Origin of the sequence: Caballeronia eucalypticola (assembly GCF_047608185.1) — a bacterium.
Lineage (GTDB): Bacteria > Pseudomonadota > Gammaproteobacteria > Burkholderiales > Burkholderiaceae > Caballeronia.
On record NZ_JBLKRU010000021.1, the window covers coordinates 45,787 to 64,402 of the forward strand.

The 18,616-nt window shown below is 59.7% G+C and carries 16 protein-coding genes; 6 read left to right on the forward strand and 10 right to left on the reverse strand.

Going from position 1 to position 18,616, the window contains the following annotated elements; all coding sequences use genetic code 11:
- Positions 1-98 precede the first annotated feature (98 nt).
- The 6 genes from ACMX25_RS23090 to ACMX25_RS23115 form a co-directional block, all read right to left on the reverse strand.
- Entirely contained in the window at positions 99-314 is a 216-nt protein-coding gene (locus tag ACMX25_RS23090) for a hypothetical protein (RefSeq protein WP_414952380.1), read from the reverse strand.
- 165 nt (positions 315-479) lie between these two features.
- Complete coding sequence (gene metH, locus ACMX25_RS23095) at positions 480-3,245, reverse strand: methionine synthase (protein ID WP_414952450.1); 2,766 nt, start codon at positions 3,243-3,245, stop codon at positions 480-482.
- Positions 3,246-3,259: 14 nt separating this feature from the next.
- Positions 3,260-4,336, reverse strand: coding sequence for a homocysteine S-methyltransferase family protein (locus tag ACMX25_RS23100; protein WP_414952381.1), 1,077 nt, complete (start codon positions 4,334-4,336; stop codon positions 3,260-3,262).
- Between the two features lie 201 nt (positions 4,337-4,537).
- Positions 4,538-4,795 (reverse strand): BTH_I0359 family protein, encoded by a 258-nt coding sequence (locus ACMX25_RS23105; RefSeq protein WP_056358215.1) that lies wholly within the window; start codon positions 4,793-4,795, stop codon positions 4,538-4,540.
- Between the two features lie 477 nt (positions 4,796-5,272).
- Positions 5,273-6,487 (reverse strand): DUF3108 domain-containing protein, encoded by a 1,215-nt coding sequence (locus ACMX25_RS23110; RefSeq protein ID WP_414952382.1) that lies wholly within the window; start codon positions 6,485-6,487, stop codon positions 5,273-5,275.
- 151 nt (positions 6,488-6,638) lie between these two features.
- Positions 6,639-7,520, reverse strand: a complete 882-nt coding sequence (locus ACMX25_RS23115) for an IclR family transcriptional regulator (protein WP_414952383.1) — start codon at positions 7,518-7,520, stop codon at positions 6,639-6,641.
- 205 nt (positions 7,521-7,725) lie between these two features.
- On the opposite strand from ACMX25_RS23115, the gene ACMX25_RS23120 reads away from it, so the two are divergent.
- The 4 genes from ACMX25_RS23120 to ACMX25_RS23135 all read left to right on the forward strand — a co-directional run bounded on the left by ACMX25_RS23120 (position 7,726) and on the right by ACMX25_RS23135 (position 11,711).
- Positions 7,726-8,712, forward strand: a complete 987-nt coding sequence (locus ACMX25_RS23120) for a fumarylacetoacetate hydrolase family protein (RefSeq protein ID WP_414952384.1) — start codon at positions 7,726-7,728, stop codon at positions 8,710-8,712.
- Between the two features lie 135 nt (positions 8,713-8,847).
- Positions 8,848-10,032, forward strand: a complete 1,185-nt coding sequence (locus ACMX25_RS23125; protein ID WP_414952385.1) for an ABC transporter substrate-binding protein — start codon at positions 8,848-8,850, stop codon at positions 10,030-10,032.
- A gap of 25 nt (positions 10,033-10,057) precedes the next feature.
- On the forward strand, positions 10,058-10,885 hold the full coding sequence (locus ACMX25_RS23130; RefSeq protein ID WP_414952386.1) for an enoyl-CoA hydratase/isomerase family protein: 828 nt from the start codon (positions 10,058-10,060) through the stop codon (positions 10,883-10,885).
- Positions 10,886-10,955: 70 nt separating this feature from the next.
- The gene (locus ACMX25_RS23135; RefSeq protein WP_414952387.1) at positions 10,956-11,711 is read left to right on the forward strand and encodes a PhaM family polyhydroxyalkanoate granule multifunctional regulatory protein; all 756 of its coding nucleotides are present in this window, start codon (positions 10,956-10,958) and stop codon (positions 11,709-11,711) included.
- 47 nt (positions 11,712-11,758) lie between these two features.
- Here ACMX25_RS23135 and ACMX25_RS23140 read toward each other — a convergent pair whose 3' ends face one another.
- The 4 genes from ACMX25_RS23140 to ACMX25_RS23155 are packed head-to-tail and all read right to left on the reverse strand — an operon-like array spanning position 11,759 to position 15,726.
- Positions 11,759-12,373 carry a chalcone isomerase family protein gene (locus tag ACMX25_RS23140; RefSeq protein WP_414952388.1) on the reverse strand — a complete coding sequence of 205 codons (615 nt, stop codon included), beginning with the start codon at positions 12,371-12,373 and terminating at the stop codon, positions 11,759-11,761.
- On the reverse strand, positions 12,304-13,587 hold the full coding sequence (locus ACMX25_RS23145) for a class I SAM-dependent methyltransferase (protein ID WP_414952389.1): 1,284 nt from the start codon (positions 13,585-13,587) through the stop codon (positions 12,304-12,306). The genes ACMX25_RS23140 and ACMX25_RS23145 overlap by 70 nt, the downstream gene beginning before the upstream one ends.
- Before the next feature lie 7 nt (positions 13,588-13,594).
- Positions 13,595-14,437 carry a DUF1365 domain-containing protein gene (locus ACMX25_RS23150; RefSeq protein ID WP_414952390.1) on the reverse strand — a complete coding sequence of 281 codons (843 nt, stop codon included), beginning with the start codon at positions 14,435-14,437 and terminating at the stop codon, positions 13,595-13,597.
- Entirely contained in the window at positions 14,434-15,726 is a 1,293-nt protein-coding gene (locus ACMX25_RS23155) for an NAD(P)/FAD-dependent oxidoreductase (RefSeq protein WP_414952391.1), read from the reverse strand. The genes ACMX25_RS23150 and ACMX25_RS23155 overlap by 4 nt, the downstream gene beginning before the upstream one ends.
- A gap of 306 nt (positions 15,727-16,032) precedes the next feature.
- On the opposite strand from ACMX25_RS23155, the gene ACMX25_RS23160 reads away from it, so the two are divergent.
- Positions 16,033-17,064, forward strand: a complete 1,032-nt coding sequence (locus tag ACMX25_RS23160; protein ID WP_414952392.1) for a MerR family transcriptional regulator — start codon at positions 16,033-16,035, stop codon at positions 17,062-17,064.
- Between the two features lie 538 nt (positions 17,065-17,602).
- Positions 17,603-18,475, forward strand: coding sequence for a ferritin family protein (locus tag ACMX25_RS23165; RefSeq protein WP_089165566.1), 873 nt, complete (start codon positions 17,603-17,605; stop codon positions 18,473-18,475).
- Positions 18,476-18,616 lie beyond the last annotated feature (141 nt).

Genomic DNA, 18,616 nt, shown 5'->3' on the forward strand with positions numbered 1-18,616 from the left:
CGCGTAACCTGACAGGAATTAAGTCGGCATTAAAAAAACCCGCCTCGTCGCCGATGCGGGTTTTTTTATTCCGACGAATACGTGGGCTGCAGCTTTTATTACGACGCTCCGTCTGCCGGCGCGCTCGCGCCTTTCTTCGCACGCGGTTTGCGGGGCTTTTTCTTGTGCTCCTGGATAGGCGGCGAATAGCTCGACGCGGTGCTCGAGCTTGCGCCCGTGCCCGGCTTGGCGTTGCCCTGCGCGAAGGCAGCCGGACTTCCCGACGTGAACAGCACAGCGATAGCAACAGCGAGTACAGGCGTCAGCTTGTTCATTTTCGACTTTCTCCGTGACGATAGAAGGAATGCGTGACCGCCGCCATGACGGTCTTTGCACGCCTTCGAGTGTAAGGAAAGTCAAAATAACCGTAATAGACTTCGCCAATATTGCGTCTTTGTGATTCCCGGTATTTGCTGTATTTGCCACTACCGGATTTTTGCCTACAGTAAGGGCGCCAACGCGCGTTCTGCATCGTTCTTCGAAATCGCCATGCGTTGCGCGAAGCTTTCCACTTGATCGTCGGCGATCTTGCCGACCGAAAAGTACGTGCTCTCCGGATGCGCGATGTAAAAGCCCGACACACTCGCGGCCGGCAACATGGCGAGCGACTCGGTCACCGTCATGCCGATTTCGTTCGCTTGCAGCACATCGAACATGTCCTGTTTGACCAGATGATCGGGGCACGCCGGATAACCCGGCGCCGGACGAATTCCCCGATACTTTTCCGCAATCATCGCGGCGTTGTCGAGGGTTTCGCCGGCCGCGTAACCCCACAGCTCGCGACGCACCCGTGCGTGCAGCGCTTCGGCGAAAGCTTCGGCGAAGCGATCGGCCAGCGCCTTCAACATGATCGCGCTGTAGTCGTCGTTATCGGCTTCGAACTGCTTTTCGCGCTTGTCGACCCCCAGGCCCGCTGTCACTGCGAACATGCCGATGTAATCCGCCACGCCCGAGTCCTTCGGCGCGATGAAATCCGCGAGCGAGCGGTTGGAACGCTGCACGCCATCCACGATCGGCCGCACCGTTTGCTGCCGCAGATTGCGCCATGTCATGGCGACTTGCGTGCGGGTATCGTCGGTATAGATCTCGATGTCGTCGTCGTTCACCGTGTTCGCCGGCAGCAGCATCACCACGCCGTTCGCCTGCAGCCAGCGGCCCTGGATGATGCGTGAGAGCATCGACTTGCCATCGGAGAAAACACGCCGCGCGGATTCACCCACGATCTCGTCATTGAGAATGGCCGGATACGGACCGGCAAGATCCCAGGTCTGGAAGAATGGCGCCCAGTCGATGTAATTCGCCAGCTCCGCGAGATCGTAGTTCTTGAAGATGCGACGCCCGATGAAGGTTGGCTTCTTCGGCACGTAGCTCGCCCAATCGAGTTTCGTCTTGTTCGCGCGCGCCTCGGCGTAGGTGACCATCGGCGTGGCCTTGCGGTTCGCGTGCTGCGTGCGGATGCGTTCGTAGTCCGTCTTCAGGTCTTCGAGGTATTTCTTCGCGCCGTCATCGGAGAGCAAACTCGACGCCACCGATACCGACCGCGATGCGTCCGGCACATAGACCACCGGGCCATCGTAGTGCGGGGCGATCTTCACGGCCGTATGCACGCGCGACGTGGTTGCGCCGCCGATCAGCAGCGGCGTTTGTTTGTCGCGGAAATAGGTGTCGCGCTGCATTTCCGACGCGACGTACGCCATTTCCTCAAGGCTCGGGGTAATCAGCCCCGACAAGCCGATGATGTCCGCGCCTTGCTCCTTCGCCATCGCGAGGATGGTCGCGCAGGGCACCATCACGCCCATGTTGACGACCTCAAAGTTATTGCACTGGAGTACGACCGAGACAATGTTCTTGCCGATGTCGTGCACATCGCCCTTCACGGTCGCGATCACGATCTTGCCCTTCGGCCGGACGTCTTCGCCGGCATCAGCCATGCGCTGCTTTTCTTCCTCTATATACGGAATCAAATGCGCCACGGCTTGCTTCATCACGCGCGCCGACTTGACCACTTGCGGCAGGAACATCTTGCCCGCGCCGAACAGGTCGCCGACGATATTCATGCCGTCCATCAACGGCCCTTCGATCACGTTGATCGGCCGGCCGCCGGCCGCTTCAATGCGCGCCCGGACTTCCTCGGTGTCTTCCACGATGAAGTTCGTGATGCCATGAACCAGCGCGTGAGCCAGGCGTTGATCGACAGGCTGGTTGCGCCATTCGAGGTTCTCTTCTTTCTTCGCGGCGCCGGTTTTGAATTTATCGGCGATTTCGAGGAGACGATCCGTGCCGTCATCGCGACGATTCAGCACCACGTCTTCCACGCGTTCGCGCAGTTCGGGATCGAGATCCTGGTACACGCCGAGCTGCCCCGCGTTCACGATCCCCATGTCCATGCCCGCCTGAATCGCGTGATAGAGGAACACCGTATGGATGGCTTCGCGCACCGGATCGTTGCCGCGAAACGAGAACGACACGTTCGACACGCCGCCGCTGATCTTCGCGTGCGGCAGGTTTTCCTTGATCCAGCGCGTGGCGTTGATGAAGTCGACGGCGTAGTTGTTGTGCTCTTCGATGCCCGTCGCGATAGCGAAGATGTTCGGATCGAAGATGATGTCTTCCGGCGGGAAACCGACTTCGTTCACGAGGAAATCGTACGAGCGCTTGCAGATCTGCGTCTTGCGTTCGTAGGTGTCGGCCTGGCCGTCTTCATCGAAGGCCATCACGACGGCTGCGGCGCCGTAGCGGCGAATCAGCGTGGCGTGGTGGCGGAACGCGTCTTCGCCTTCCTTCAGCGAGATCGAGTTCACGACCGCCTTGCCCTGCACGCATTTCAAGCCTGCTTCAATCACTTCCCATTTCGACGAGTCGATCATGATCGGCACGCGCGAGATATCCGGCTCGGACGCGATCAGGTTCAGGAACCGGACCATGGCCGCTTTCGAATCAAGCATGGCCTCGTCCATGTTGATGTCGATGATCTGCGCGCCGTTTTCGACTTGCTGGCGCGCGACGGCCAGCGCTTCGTCGAACTGGTTGTTGAGGATCATGCGCGAGAACGCCTTCGATCCCGTCACGTTAGTCCGCTCGCCCACGTTGATGAAGAGCGAACCGTCGGTGACGTTGAACGGCTCGAGGCCGGAAAGGCGCATGGTGTGATCGGTCATGGTGTCTCTGGGCGTTGCAGCGTGATGGTCTTGTCGAAGGGCTTGTATTTCGTGTCGGGCAGTCAGGCAGCTTCACGATAATGCGACGGCCACTTCCGTGGCTTTACATCGGCCAACGCCTTCGCGATTTCCGCGATATGTTCCGGCGTCGTGCCGCAGCATCCGCCCGCCAGATTCACCAATCCCGCTTGCGCAAATTCCTTCAGCAAGCTCGACGTGACATCGGGGGTTTCATCGAAGCCTGTATCACTCATCGGATTCGGCAAACCCGCGTTCGGATAACACGATACATACGTGTCGCAGAGCTTCGACAATTCAGCGATATACGGCCTCATCAACGCCGCGCCCAACGCGCAATTCAAACCAAACGTGAGTGGCCGCGCATGACGCAGCGAGTTCCAAAATGCCTCGACCGTCTGTCCCGACAAGATTCGACCCGACGCGTCAGTCACCGTGCCGGAAATCATGATCGGCAACAGTTCGCCTGTGTCTTCAAACAACTGATCGAGCGCGAATAACGCAGCCTTTGCGTTCAACGTATCGAAGATGGTTTCAACCAGGAACAGATCGCAGCCCGCATCCATCAGCGCCTTCGCCTGCTCGTAATACGCCTGGCGCAGTTCGTCGAATGTCACGTTGCGCGCGGCAGGATCATTAACGTCCGGTGAGATGCTCGCGGTCTTGGGCGTCGGTCCGATCGCGCCCGCGACAAAGCGCGGCTTGTCCGGCGTCGAGTACTTGTCGCAAGCCTCGCGCGCCAGCTTCGCCGACTGCATGTTCATTTCGACCGCCAGCGATTCCATGCCGTAATCGGCCTGCGCCACTGTCGTCGCACCGAAGGTGTTCGTCTCGAGAATATCCGCGCCGGCAGCCAGATACTGGTCATGGATCTCACGGATCACATGCGGCTGCGTGATCGACAGCAACTCGTTATTGCCCTTGATATCGCGGGGATAATCGGCAAAACGTTCTCCACGATACCCGGCTTCGTCGAGTTTGTAGCGCTGGATCATGGTGCCCATCGCGCCGTCGAGAATGAGAATGCGCTGTTGCAAAAGCGCAGGCAACACGGCGCCGCGCGTGTACGGGCGGCGCTCTGCGGCAGATTTCGGGGCGGCAGTTTCGAGGGACGGATTCATGATTCACATGGCTCCAAACAGGCTTAAATAGCCCAACATTGTATCTGTAGTGGGGCACGACCGCTTTCTTATGGCGCTTTCCAAAACGCCGGGCAATCAAGCGCCATGAACAAAAAACCCCGCCACTTTCATGGCGGGGTTTTCAGGGGGTGTCGCTGGGTGTTCTTACTGCAAGGCTGCGTGGAACCCTGCGTGCAACCTTTAGTGAAGGATCACCGGCTGGTTCATCAAGATGTCGAACTGGCCGAGGAACTCGTCCACGTCTTCCAACGATTGCTCTTCTTGCATTAACTTCTGGACATGCTCGCGAAAACGGGCAGCGAGTGCGCCGTCGATGAAAATTTCGCGTTGCATGGTCTTGTCCACGATCTCGTAACCGCCCGCTTTCATCGCGAGATGGTTGTCCTGCGGCGGGAATTCGACTACACAATAGTTAGGGCTGTTGTAGATCATTTGCATGGCGACACTCCTTATTCCTGTTTGCCCGTAAGGCGTTTCAACGTCTTACATTGAGCGTTTAGGTTGGAATTCAAGGGGTGGCCTCGACGTTGAGACCGAAAGCCCATCGAGGACCTTTGTTAGACACATTCTCCCGCAAAAATGTTTCCAGAAGTGCCCTGAAACGCTGTGTTTCTTCTACTAAGAACAGATGTAAAGCACAAAGTTTTGCGAATCCTGCATTCTTGATTGAATCTATCACCGCTTTACTCTGCATCTAAGGCAAACAACCCGCTTGGGCGTTTTAACCGGTGTCGACAGCCCCATACTGGCTCTCTTCAGGGTTGGCATCAGTTCGGGATCGAACCATCCCCAATCATCACCAACCATCAACATCCGCACGTTTTGCCATTACCTGTTTAACGGAGTTTTTCGTCGAATCTTTATGTCTCCAAGCATAAGCGGCCAGACTTAAGCCTGCGTTAAATCGAGCCGATGTCAGGGTTTATCGGCGACGGGTGCGGCAGGTTCTGCGTCTACAGACGCATCTGGCGTGCCCGCACTGGATTGGCCCGGCGTGGCTGACGGAGCTTCCAGCTTGCCGCGCCAGAGCATTTCGATCTGCATGCCATTCGGCTCCGTCTGCAGAATACGCACGGGTAGCCAGCCCAGCGTGGGCGCAAGCCAGATGTCGAGACGCCGGCGATCGCCTTCGCGTCGTGGCAGACGCGTGAAATGGCGAGCCTCCACGTTGCCGTCGGCGGTCTGCACGTTTTCATCGCCGACGGTTTCTATCGGCCAGATCTCGTTGCTGTCGTTATCAGCTACGCTGAATTGACGCACTACACCGGGCTTGTAGGTGTCAGGCGAGCCGCGTACCAAACTCGATAACTGCATGACCACGCTGAAACGGTCTTCGGCGCCATCGGCAAGCGGCTGGTTGTTCGGCGTGCGCGTATAGACCAGTTGTTTCGTGGTGCGATCGAAGACGGTGATGTCGGCAGCGCGGCGGCCACGTTGCTCCGAATACTGCTCGGGTGCAATGCCGAAGCCGTCGATGTGACCCTTGCTCGAATACACATACGGTCCGACAAACGGCAACGGGATGGAGACGACCATCTCGTAGTGCTGGCCGTCGTTGACCCAATGGATGTTGCCGACCTGGTTCATCACGCCGTTGATCCGCGTGTCGTAACGAAGTTCGCCCGAAGGTGGAACGCTGAATTTATCGCCGGTCACTGCGGCTTTGGCAGCGGCGGCCGCTGCTTGAGACGCTGCTGCGTCACTTGCTGCTTTCGCGGCGGCTTGGGCAGCTTGAGCTGCTTGTTCAGCCTGTGCGGCTTGAGCTGCCTGCGCCGCCTGCGCCACCTGTTCGGTTTGTGGTGTCGTGATGGCGTGCGTGGGCTGGGGTTGCGGCACCGGCTTGGGTACGGGCTTAGGTTTGGGAGCCGGCGGAGGCGGCGCGACAGGCTTCGGCGCTTGCGCTATCGGCTTGGGTGTCAGCAATTCGACCTGCACCGGCACATGTTCAGCCGGCACCGGATTCGATGCGTTCCGGCTCCTCTCTACCCATCGTCCGGCTATCCAATGCAGTGCTAGAACAACAAGCAGCACGACCAGCCACACGACCCATCGAAGGGGATGGTCGGCGGATGAATAATCGGACGATGCGCCTGAAAGGGCGCGACGGCGGCGAAGCAGGGAGAACGGCATCGGCTAGCTCGGAAACGCGCGTGGTCGGGCAAGCAGTAAAACGCTGCAGGGAAAACAATCGGCAACGATCGTGAAAAGCACGCGAAACGCATATGACTCGCGGGCACGCTGCGATGTTCCGCACGCGTGAGCATCGTACGATTCTCAGGTCTTATCGTTCGCCCGGTTTATACCCGAGTTCGTAGGAAAGTTGTCCGGCACATTCGCGCAAGGCGGTGTCGATGTCGCCGCCCCAGCGGGTATCGAATGATCCTTCCTGGCCCAGTGCAATCAACCCGAGCGCGAGATCGCCGGTTGAGTCGAACACCGGCGTGCAGAACGCATGGATGGTCGGCAGCAACATGCCTTCCACGCGCGCCGCACCGTGCGCACGGATCTCGGCGAGCACCGGTTCAATATCCGCCATCGACTGCCGCGTGGCGGTGAGCTCGCGATCGAGCATCGCTTGCGTCTTGCTGCGCGGCAGCCATGCGGCAAACAGCAAACCCGTCGCCGATGACAACAGCGGCATGACATCGCCTAGTTTCAACGATGCCTTCGCGGGATAGCTCGACTCCATCCAGTGCACGACAGTCGGCCCTTGATTCCCCCACACCGCGATACCCACCGTCAGGTCCAGCCGGTCCCGCAACCCCGTCAGCGCGATGCGCGCGAGCTTGACGCCATCGACACGGGCAAGCCGCGCCAACCCCATCTGTAACGCGAAGCCACCGAGTTCATAGCGCCCGGATACCGGGTCCTGCGAGACCGCGCCAAGCCGCAGGAAACTCACCAGGTATCGATGGGCTTTCGCAGGACTCATGCCGGCGCGCTGGGCGAGATCGCGCAGCATCATGGCGCGAGGCTCGTTGGTCAGCACGTCGAGCAGGCGGAAGCCGACTTCGATCGACTGGATGCCGGAGCGGGACTTTTCCTCGGCGGCGTCGGCAGTCTCGTTCGAGTCCGTGGAGTCAGCGAGGTCGAGGGCATCATCGGCTTCGACCTGTTCCGATAAGGGCAGCGTGGACGATCCGGGACGGCTGGGAGAGGGCATGGAGAAATCGATAACGGCGCAAGCCGGTTCACAAAACAAGGGTTGGTCGGAGGCGCGTAAGCGGTTTATTGGAGCTATACAACCGAGCGACGGTAAGGTGGCGACGGCAACCGGTAACCGCCCGAATCATCGCAAAACCGCCCCGACGTGATTCACCATCGTAAAATAGATTTCCTCCATCGTCACTAAACGTACAAAACGGTTTATGAAACTTGCCACGCTGAAGGACGGAACCCGCGACGGCCAACTGGTCGTTGTATCGCGTGATTTGCGCACGGCGGCGATTGCCGACGCGATCGTGCCGACGCTGCAACGCGCGCTCGACGACTGGACTTTTTACGCGCCGCAATTGCTCGATCTCTCGGATTCGCTGAACCAGGGCCGCGCGCGCCACGCGTTCGCCTTCGACCCCAAAGCCTGCATGGCGCCGCTCCCGCGCGCGTTCCAGTGGGCCGACGGCTCGGCTTACGTGAACCACGTCGAACTCGTGCGACGCGCCCGCAAAGCGGAAATGCCGCCCGAATTCTGGACCGATCCCCTGATGTACCAAGGCGGTGGCGACGATTTGCTGGGACCAGAAGACGATATCGTGTGTGCATCGGAGGCATATGGCATCGACTTCGAAGCCGAAGTGGCCGTGATCACCACCGATGTGCCGATGGCCGTCAAACCCGCCGACGCTCTCAGGCACGTCCGCCTCCTCATGCTGGTCAACGACGTTTCGCTGCGCAACCTGATTCCGGGTGAACTCGGCAAGGGTTTCGGCTTTTTCCAGAGCAAGCCGGCCACGGCGTTTTCGCCGGTCGCGGTCACGCCCGACGAACTGGGCGATGCGTGGCGCGAAGGCCGTGTGCATCGGCCGATGATCGTCCACTGGAACGGCAAGAAAGTCGGCCAGCCCGATTGCGGCACGGACATGGTGTTCAACTTCGGCGAATTGATCGCGCACGCGGCGAAAACACGCAATGTGCGTGCGGGATCGATCGTCGGTTCGGGCACGGTCTCGAACAAGGACACGAAGCGCGGTTACTGCTGTATCGCCGAGAAGCGTTGCCTGGAGACCATCGAACACGGTGCGCCGACAACGGAGTTCATGAAGTTCGGCGACAGCGTGAAGATCGAAATATTCGATGAAGCCGGCAAGTCGATATTCGGTGCAATCGATCAGTCAGTCGTGGCGCTGGGCGAATAACGGGTGAATCAGCGACGCCGCCAGTACGGGGTTTCGCCCGATGCGCTCGCATACTGCGCCGCCCTACACTTAGCCGCATTGCGTCGAAACGCTATAGAAAATTGGCGTCGGCGCACCCATGACAAGGAAACTTCGATGCAGTCAGGCGGCAGATGGGGAGCGACGGTCAGGCAATTGGGCGTGGGTGTCTTACTCACACTCACACTTTCAACGGCCGCCTGGGCGCAGACGCCGCATGTGAAGATTGGGCTGGTGTTGTCGCTGACGGGGCCGGCGGCGTCGCTCGGCATTCCGGCACGCGATACCGTCGCGTTGCTGCCGAAGGAAATGGGTGGCCGCCCGGTGGACTACATCGTTCTGGATGATGCCTCCGACACCACGCAAGCTGTCCAGACCACGAAGAAGCTGATTTCCGAAGATCACGTGGACGCGATCATCGGTTCATCGATTACGCCGAACTCGCTCGCGATGATCGATGTGGTCGCCGACGGCCAGACGCCCATGATCTCGCTCGCGTCGTCATCGAAGATCATTGAACCGGTGGACGCCAAGCGCCACTGGGTCTTCAAGACGCCGCAAACCGACGCGATGATGGCGTCCGCCATTGCCGAACATGCGAGCAATCATGGCGTGAAAACGATGGCGTACATCGGCCAGGCCGATGCGCTCGGCGAGACCTTTTACGCAGAGGTCGCGAAGTTCGCGCAGCTTCACCACATCACGATGGTCGCCAACGAGCGCTTTAACCGCACGGACACGAGCGTCACCGGCCAGGTGTTGAAAATCATGGCCGCCAAGCCCGACGCGGTGGTCGTAGGCGCAGCGGGAACGCCTGCTGCGCTGCCGCCGAAGACGTTGAAAGAACGCGGTTACAGAGGCACGATTTATCATAACCACGGCACGGGCAATCGCGACTTCCTGCGCGTGTGCGGCGCGGATTGCAACGGTACGTTCTTGCCGACGAGCCCGGTTCTCGTCGCCTCGCAACTGCCCGACGATCATCCGGCGAAACGTCTCGCGATCGAGTACATCAAGCTGTATGAAACGAAGTACGGCGCAGGCACGGTATCGGCGTTCGGATCGTATGCGTGGGACGCGGGCATGTTGCTGAACCGCGCGGTGCCGATTGCGTTGAAAGCCGGCGCGCCGGGCACGCCCGAGTTCCGCGGCGCCTTGCGCGATGCGCTGGAAAACACGAAAAATTTTGCGGACTCGAACGGTCTCGTCAACATGACGCCGAACGATCATATCGGTCTCGACCAACGTGCTCGCGTGATCGCGGAGATCGAGAACGGCAAGTGGATCTATCAACCGCGTTGATCTTTCTTTGAGCGAAGGCACGACCATGAGCGACCTGTCTCTTTACGCGCATTACACGTCGCTGGAATTGCGCCGGCACGAGCACGGCTTGCTCGAAATCGTGATGAACGGTGCGGGCGCGAACAAGAGCGGACTCGCGACGGCCGATGCAAACATGCATCGTGAACTCGCGGATATCTGGCGCGATATCGATCATGATCCGGACACGCGCGTAGCGTTGATTCGCGGCGAGGGCAAGGGGTTTTCGGGTGGCGGCGACCTGCATCTGGTCGAACAGATGGCGTCCGACTTCGAAGTCCGCACGCGCGTCTGGCGCGAGGCACGCGATCTCGTTTATAACGTGATCAACTGCAGCAAGCCGATCGTCTCGGCCATGCACGGTCCGGCGGTCGGCGCGGGATTGGTTGCAGGCCTTCTCGCCGATATTTCCATCGCGGCGAAAACTGCGCGCATTATCGATGGACACACGCGGCTCGGCGTGGCCGCCGGCGATCATGCGGCCATTGTGTGGCCGCTGTTGTGCGGCATGGCGAAAGCGAAGTATTACCTGCTGCTATGCGAACCCGTGAGCGGCGAGGAAGCGGAGCGCATCGGGCTGGTGTCGCTGGCGGTGGACGAAAGCGAATTGCTGACGAAAGCATTTGAAGTCGCGAATCGTCTGGCGCAAGGATCGCAAACGGCCATCCGCTGGACGAAATACGCGCTGAACAACTGGCTGCGAACGGCAGGCCCGGCTTTCGATACCTCGCTGGCGCTCGAATTCATGGGCTTTTCCGGGCCCGATGTGCAGGAAGGCATCAAGTCACTGCGTGAACGGCGCGCGCCGGATTTCCCGGGCGGATCGCCGTTTTAGGTTTGGCATCCGTTATCTTTTGGTTTCCCTCATACCTCGTACGTACCCGCAGCATCAAGGAGAAAGTCTTATGACCGATACGCCCGGTGGTACGCCGCCCTTTGGAAGCTTTCCAGGCATGACCGGTTTCCCCCAGGGCGACATGATGGAAAAGATGTGGGACATGATGAAGCTGAACCCGTTCGCGGCAGCCGCTGCGCCGGGCGGATCTCCGTCGCTGTCCATGATGTCCGACATGCTGGCGCCGCTCACGAACGTCGAAGAGCTCGATAAGCGGATCAAGGACATGCGCGCGGTCGAGCAATGGCTCAAGCTCAACTTGAACATGCTGCAATCGGCTATTCAGGCGCTTGAAGTGCAGCGCGCGACGCTCGCTACATTGCGTGCGTTTGGCGCGTTCGCGCAGACGTCGATGGAAAAGACGCAGGCTTCGTCCGCGGCATCGCCGGCTGCTTCCGGGTGGCCAGCACCGCCGCCGGAAAGGACAAAGCCGAAGGCGGACGCGGAGCCGCAGCCGGGTACGGAGGCGCCGGGTGAAGCCGGTGGGACCGACGCTTCATTCGATCCTTCGGGCTGGTGGAACATGCTTCAGTCGCAATTTAACAGCCTGGCGGCCTTGGCGATTGCGCAGCAAAATGCCGGCGCGGCAGCGCCGAGCATGAGCACGGATGAAGACGAAAATGGCGATGACGATGACGACGTAGAACCGCCCGACGCCGCCGCGCCGCCGGAAGCTGATGACGCCGACGCACCACACGCAGCCAAAAAAGCGGCGGCGAAGAAAGCACCGGCCAGGAAAGCCGCGCCGCGAAAGAAGCCGCTTTAAACAACGTTTCAATCGGCGCGGCAATGCGGTCCAGTTGAAACGCTGAGCTACTGCGCCGCGCCGTTGGCGAGCAACTGGTTGCGCAAGCCCGGCGCCGACGTGCGCGGATCGAACCAGATCGAGAAGAATGCGCGAGCGAAGGCGTCGCCGGGAATCGTGCCAATGACTTTATCGTCGGCATAAAACGTCGTGCCGCGCTCAGGCACGAATACGCCAATGACATGATCTCCCGGCTGCACGTCCGGGAAGATCTCTTCCATCTCCTCTTGCCATTGCGCCGTCTGCGCCTTGCTTGCCACCTTCAGGTCGTCCATTTCCTGGCGGCCTCTTTTGGCGATCGCAGGACCCTTGAAAGCACGCGCATATTCGATATCCAGCGCAAACGGCCGCGCCGTCAATTCCTTGCTCGACAGACCTGTTGGCCCGACGAAAAGCGTAGCGTCGTAGATATGAAAACCGTACATGCGCAACTCGCCTTCGCCCTGCACGCGCGCTTGCGGAATCGTCTGACGCACCACCGACGCCGCGTCGAAAGCAAACGCCTGCAGCGGCAAGATGATCAGGACCAGCGCGAGCGCAGCGGCTCTCGCGATCAGGCGTGCTCCAGCGTGAACTGGATGACGTCGGTGTTCGAGTGCGCGAACGCGGCCTCGCAATAACATAAGTAAAAGTCCCACAAGCGGATGAATCGTTCGTCGAATCTTTGTGCACGGATCTCATCGAGCCGCGCAACAAACGCATTGCGCCACATTTTGAGCGTGCGTGCATAGTCGCGGCCAAAGGAGAACTGGTTGACCACTTTCAGCCCATGGCGTTCCGCGGTTTGCATGAACACATCAGGCGAAGGCAGCATACCGCCTGGAAAAATATACTGCTGGATAAAGTCGGTGCTGGTTCTGTAACGATCGAACAGCGCGTTGTCGATGGTAATTGTTTGCACGCATGCTCGCCCGCCGCGCTTGAGATTGCGCTTGATGCATTCAAAGTAGCTCGGCCAATATTCCTCGCCCACGGCTTCGAACATTTCTATCGATGCAATTGCGTCGAACTGGCCGTGGGTATCGCGGTAATCCTGAAGGCGAAGATCGGTTCGATCGCTCAATCCCGCGTCTGTCAGGCGCTGCTGCGCGTACGCGAGTTGTTCTGTCGACAGCGTCAGGCCGGTCACGTTCGCTTTCGCCTCGCTTGCGGCAAGTTGTGCAAAGCCGCCCCAGCCGCAACCAATTTCCAGCACGCTCGGATTGACGCCATCGAGTTCCAGTTCGTTCAACAGGCGCCGATATTTCGCACGTTGCGCGTCCTCGAGCGTCTGGTCCGGCGAGCCGTCGAAGAGGGCGCTCGAATAGGTCATCATGCTGTCGAGCCAGAGCTTGTAGAACGCGTTACCAAGATCGTAATGCGCGTGAATGTTGCGCCGGCTGCCTTCCTTCGTATTCGCGTTGCGCAGATGCCGGAAGCGGTTCGTCAGCTTGCCGAACCACGATCCGTAGACCACTGCTTCTATCGTCGTGCGGTTACGGACCATGATGTCGAGCAGCGCGGCGAGATCGTCGGTATGCCAGTCGCCTGCCAGATAAGTTTCAGCGAAGCCGATGTCGCCGCTCTTCATCGCCGCCGCGCACACGTTCCAGTTGGTCAATACGACACGCGCATACGGCGGGTTGCCAGGCGCGTCGGGTGCCTGTCCGAAACGGCGCGTGGTGCCGTCGGGGAGGTGGACATCGAGGACGCCGTATTGAAGCTGACTCATCAGCCTGAGCACCACGCGGGCAGCCGCGGGTTTGCGCAGCGCGCCATGTTTGCCCAGCAAGGGCCGCATGAACCATGAGGCAACCGGACTGCGTAGCGATGAAGGGGGGGAAGTCTGTGTCGACATTTGCAAGTCACCTGGTCGGCAATTCGGCCCGCTCGTGCGAAACGTTCGCAGCCGGCGGAGTGGGTTTGCTCTGGAATGGCACGCGTTTGAAGAACAGCTTCAGCGCTTGCCAATGAATTTTCGCGATTACGCCGAACGTCATCAGCGGGTAACCGAAGAACACGCGCAGCACGTTGCGGGCATCGAGCGGACGTGCGCTTCCGGCGATGCTGGTCAGCAGCAACGGACCTTCGCCGTCGTCGTAGTCGATGCACGCGAGCGAGCGCATCGGCTTCCCGCGTTTCGGCGATGCAAACATGAAGCGGAACGTGTAGTGCCCCTGCACCTTGCAGAACGGCGACACGTGGAAAACCTTGGTGGCGGTGAGCGGCACGCCGTTCAGGACGCCGTTGCCGGGATCGAGCAGGTAGCAATGTCGCTCGCCGAAGGTGTTGTTCACTTCGCAGACTACGGCGCGCAATGTGCCGTCCGCGCGCTCGCAGAACCAGAAGCTCACCGGGTTGAATACGTAGCCCAGGACGCGCGGGAATGTGTGCAGGAAGATTTCGCCGGTGGCGTCGTGGATGCCGTTTTCATGCAGCATCGATTCGATCCATCCGAGCGGCGTTTGTCCCTCGGCGCCGTGATCACTGTCGTAAAAGCTTAGCAAGCCGAATCGATTTGTAGAGAACCAGCGCGAGTGTTGTTGCGTACCTTGGGCGAGCCTTGCGGCGCGTGCGCGCAAAGGTAGCCGTAACGTGTAGACACCGTAGGAAAACGCGTTGCGCGCCGGGCGCAGGCGCTTGTGGCGCACGGAGCCGACGAGTAGCAGGTCGGGGGTATCGAAGGATTGCGAGGCGGGCGTACTCATGCTGCAAGCGCCGGTTCATGGTTGTCCGCTGCCGCCGCGATCGCAGTCAGCTTCGCGGCCGCTTCCAGTCCCGACTTCAGGCCGTCCTCATGGAAACCGTAACCGGTCCACGCCCCCGCGAACCACGTGTTGCGTACGCCTTGCATCGACGGTAAAGAGCGTTGGGCCTGGACCGCGGCTTGATCGAAGACGGGGTGGCTGTAGGCGAACTCGCGCATTACCGTATCGCGACGCGGCTCGCGGACCGGATTCAGCGAGACGATCACCGGCGTCTTGAACGGCAATGGTTGCAGTTTGTTGATGAGGTAATGCACGCATAACTGTGGCTCGTCGCCCAGCTCGCCGGTGCGGCTTTCGTAGTTCCAGGCCGACCAAGCGCGTTGTGCCGGAAGCAGCGACGTGTCCGTATGCAACACCGCGCGATTGGGCGCGTAGCCGATCGCGCCGAGCGTCGCCGAGTCATCGTGTGAAGGATCGGCGATGAGGGCCAATGCCTGGTCGCTATGACAGGCCAGCACGACGTGATCGAAGTGCTCCAACCCGCGCGTGCTTTCGATCTCCACGCCGTGCGTACTGCGTCTTATCGATGTCACGGGCGCACTGACGCGGGCGTCGCCTATGACGGGCAACATCCGCCGCACGTATTCGCGTGCGCCGCCGTTGACGGTGTGCCATTGCGGCCGGTCGTTGACTTGCAGCAGCCCGTGGTTGTGACAAAAGCGAATCAGCGTGCCGATAGGAAACGCCATCATCTGCGATATCGAGCATGACCAGATCGCGCCGATCATCGGCAGCAGGTACCAGTCGCGGAACGCCATCGAAAACTTTTCGCGTTCGAGAAAACTGCTGACGGGCTCGGCGAGTTGAACGTCTTTTCCCGCCAGCGCCAGCGCGGTGGTCGTGCGGTTGAAGCGCAGGATATCGGCCAGCATGCGCAGAAACGCCGGGCGCAGCAGATTGCGACGTTGCGTGAAAACCGTGTTCAGGTCGCTGCCCGCCCACTCCAGCCGGCGATCCGTTAGCGATACGGAGAACGACATATCGGTCGCGGTGGTGGAGACGCCGAGCTCCTCGAACAGCTTCACCAAGTTCGGGTAAGTGCGGTGATTGAAGACCAGGAAGCCGGTATCGACGCCGTGCCTGATGCCATCGAGTGTCACGTCCACCGTGTTCGCATGACCGCCAAAGTAGTCATTGGCCTCGAACAGCGTTACATCGATACCCGCCTTCGCCAGCCGATATGCGCACGCGAGTCCCGAAATCCCCGCTCCGATTACCGCAACTTTCATGACGTTGCTCCGTGTGTCTTGGTTTTTTGTGTCGACTGCCTGATGACCCTAACGGCTCTTTGTCTGGCGCTACTGGCGGGTGCTCATGCCGCGCTCAAGTTGAATTACGCAATTTCGGCCGCGATGGATGCACGCCGCCGGAATAAAACGACCATTCATCGACAATGTTTTGTCCACCATAATTAAGAAATTTCGTCTATGATGAATAATGGTGCGAGTTTGACAGAAAGTCTATAAATTAAGGTGTAGAGGCGGATTTCGCTCCATTTGCTTCATTAACCAATTTACGTATCCAAGGATTTGTCCATGACAAACACATCGGAAACCGATCTGTCCTTGAACGGTACGGCGGCCAGCGAGACAGAAATCGGGGGGCCGATACCGGTGGTTCCCGACCCTACGGGCGCGGCGGAAGACAGTGCCGAAACAGGCGTGACAGGCATCGGCATCGGCGCGATTGCCAACGAGATCGGGCTGACCAAGGACACGCTGCGCGTGTGGGAGCGCCGCTACGGCTTCCCGCAACCGTTGCGGTCATCGGGCGGCGAGCGGCTTTATCCGCAAGAGCAGGTGACCAAGCTCCGGCTGGTCAAGCGCCTGCTGGATGCGGGCCACAGGCCAAGCAAAGTCCTGCCGCAATCCATCGCACGGCTGCAGCAACTGGCGGAAGAATCAGGCGTGGGACGGGACGCGCCGGACACGGAACTCGACCGGCTCGTTGAACTGCTGCGCGTAGGCCGATACGACGATTTCCGCTTCGAGTTGCTTAAGCGCGCCACGCACGAAGGGCTCACGCGCTTCGTTCTCGATGTAGCCGCGCCGTTGACGGCGAGAGTGGGTAATGCGTGGGCCGCAGGCTCGCTGCAGGTCTATCACGAGCACCTGTTCAGTGAAGCCTTGCAGGTCTCGCTGCGCTCGCTGATGCGTCCACTCTCCGAGGCTTTGCGCGGGCGCGGTACCCACCCGCGGGTGCTGCTCACCACGCTGGCGGGCGAGGGGCATGGGATAGGCATCCTGATGGCGGAGGCCATGCTCGCGTTGGCCGATTGCGAGTGCATGGCGCTTGGAACGCAGACGCCGCAGCAGGACATTGTCGACGCCGTCCTGGCCCATGAAATAGAGATTGTGGCGCTGTCGTTTGCCGCTTCCATGCCGGCGCAGACCGTGATCAACGGGCTTACGGAATTGCGTGCGGCATTGCCTTCGGAGGTCGCGATCTGGGTGGGCGGCAGCAGTCCTGCGTTACGACGCAAGCTTCCTGATGGCGTGTTGAACGTCGCGGGGCTTGGGCCAATTAGCGATGTTGTAGCGGAGTGGCGCCAGAGCGCCATGCTATGATCGACGAGTTTTTTTAATGCATTGACCTTTCGTCGGTGCCTGATGCCGTGAGCGTACTCAGGCGTGACTGAGAACGCGATTCACGGTCAGGCCGGGGGGCGTGGGGTAAAACATGTTGCGCCTTGTGCCTGTCACGCGCCAAAGGCATGCTTCATGCGGCGTGCATGGCAGTGATCGGCTAATCGGCAGTGCGGTAACGGTCGCTTGGGCAAGAGTCTCATCAAGCATCAAATTTTTATAAAGTATCAAAAAAGGCTTTAAACGAGCTGCATCACGGCTCGCGCTTCGTACTTACCTCAGGCACAGGGTTCGCTCCTCACCCACGGTAGATAGTGCAACGCCGCTGACTGCCGCGTTTGCAACGGGCAAAAAGTCGCAGAGGGACGCGACAGGCGCTTCTTTACCGTTTTTGCATCTGGGCGCCTGATTCCCGCGTAAAATTGAAAGCTTCGCTGCTGGCGGCGCGGATTCCCGTGCGAGCCGGCTACAGTTACAACAGACAGAACTGTCGCACTACGTTGCAAACCAGGGGTGGACTATGAACACGATGCTTTATCCGGAACTGTATAAATCGCTGGAATCGGTTCGTTGGGACATGGAGAAAGATATTCCCTGGGACAAATTCGACTCGGCGCTGCTCACCGACGAACAAGCCAAGACCATCAAGATGAACGCGATCACCGAATGGTCCGCGTTGCCCGCCACGGAAATGTTCCTGCGCGACAACCATAACGACAGCGATTTTTCGGCGTTCATCAGCGTGTGGTTCTTCGAAGAGCAGAAACACTCGCTCGTGCTGATGGAATACTTGCGCCGCTTCAAGCCTGAAATGGTGCCGACCGAAGCCGAACTCGACGCCGTCCGCTTCGAATTCGACCCCGCTCCCCCGCTCGAAACGCTCATGCTGCACTTCTGCGGCGAGATCCGCCTGAACCATTGGTATAGGCGCGCGGCCGAATGGCACACGGAACCGGTGATCAAGCATATCTACGAAACCATTTCGCGCGACGAAGCCCGTCATGGCGGCGCGTATCTGCGTTACATGAAGAAAGCGATGACGCAAACCGGCGACATTGCGCGTGCTGCGTTCGCGAAGATCGGTGTCCTGATGGCATCGGCACGGCGCACGGAAAAGCCGCTGCATCCGACCAACCTGCACGTGAACCAGGCGCTGTTTCCGCGCGACACAATCCAGTCGCGTTTGCCGGATCCGGAATGGCTCGAACATTGGCTCGACGAACAAATTCGTTTCGACGACAGTTGGGAAAAGAAGGTTGTCGAACGGATCCTACATAACTTGTCCATCCTGTTCGAACGCTCGTTCGCCACGGCGCAGGAGTTGAACCGGTATCGCAAGGAAGTAGTGTTGCGCCTGCAGGCTGCACAAGCAGCATCGCAACTGCCGGCCTGACCGGAATTACGATTTGTTGTTCTGAAACAGCCCGCCGGTTTGTGACCGGCGGGCTGTTTGTTTATGAAGGATGCGCTCCATGCGCAAACACGCCGTGGGTTAAACGTGCTGGCGCGCGTGGCACACTACGGTCCTTCGAAC

Coding starts and splice junctions, on each gene's coding strand:
- ACMX25_RS23110 (WP_414952382.1), bottom strand. CDS start 6,487: ATGCCGTTCTCCCTGCTTCGCCGCCGTCGCGCCCTTTCAGGCGCATCG.
- ACMX25_RS23105 (WP_056358215.1), bottom strand. CDS start 4,795: ATGCAAATGATCTACAACAGCCCTAACTATTGTGTAGTCGAATTCCCG.
- ACMX25_RS23160 (WP_414952392.1), top strand. CDS start 16,033: ATGACAAACACATCGGAAACCGATCTGTCCTTGAACGGTACGGCGGCC.
- ACMX25_RS23100 (WP_414952381.1), bottom strand. CDS start 4,336: ATGAATCCGTCCCTCGAAACTGCCGCCCCGAAATCTGCCGCAGAGCGC.
- ACMX25_RS23155 (WP_414952391.1), bottom strand. CDS start 15,726: ATGAAAGTTGCGGTAATCGGAGCGGGGATTTCGGGACTCGCGTGCGCA.
- ACMX25_RS23145 (WP_414952389.1), bottom strand. CDS start 13,587: ATGTCGACACAGACTTCCCCCCCTTCATCGCTACGCAGTCCGGTTGCC.
- ACMX25_RS23140 (WP_414952388.1), bottom strand. CDS start 12,373: ATGTTATTGCGAGGCCGCGTTCGCGCACTCGAACACCGACGTCATCCA.
- ACMX25_RS23130 (WP_414952386.1), top strand. CDS start 10,058: ATGAGCGACCTGTCTCTTTACGCGCATTACACGTCGCTGGAATTGCGC.
- ACMX25_RS23135 (WP_414952387.1), top strand. CDS start 10,956: ATGACCGATACGCCCGGTGGTACGCCGCCCTTTGGAAGCTTTCCAGGC.
- ACMX25_RS23120 (WP_414952384.1), top strand. CDS start 7,726: ATGAAACTTGCCACGCTGAAGGACGGAACCCGCGACGGCCAACTGGTC.
- ACMX25_RS23115 (WP_414952383.1), bottom strand. CDS start 7,520: ATGCCCTCTCCCAGCCGTCCCGGATCGTCCACGCTGCCCTTATCGGAA.
- ACMX25_RS23150 (WP_414952390.1), bottom strand. CDS start 14,437: ATGAGTACGCCCGCCTCGCAATCCTTCGATACCCCCGACCTGCTACTC.
- ACMX25_RS23125 (WP_414952385.1), top strand. CDS start 8,848: ATGCAGTCAGGCGGCAGATGGGGAGCGACGGTCAGGCAATTGGGCGTG.
- ACMX25_RS23165 (WP_089165566.1), top strand. CDS start 17,603: ATGAACACGATGCTTTATCCGGAACTGTATAAATCGCTGGAATCGGTT.
- ACMX25_RS23090 (WP_414952380.1), bottom strand. CDS start 314: ATGAACAAGCTGACGCCTGTACTCGCTGTTGCTATCGCTGTGCTGTTC.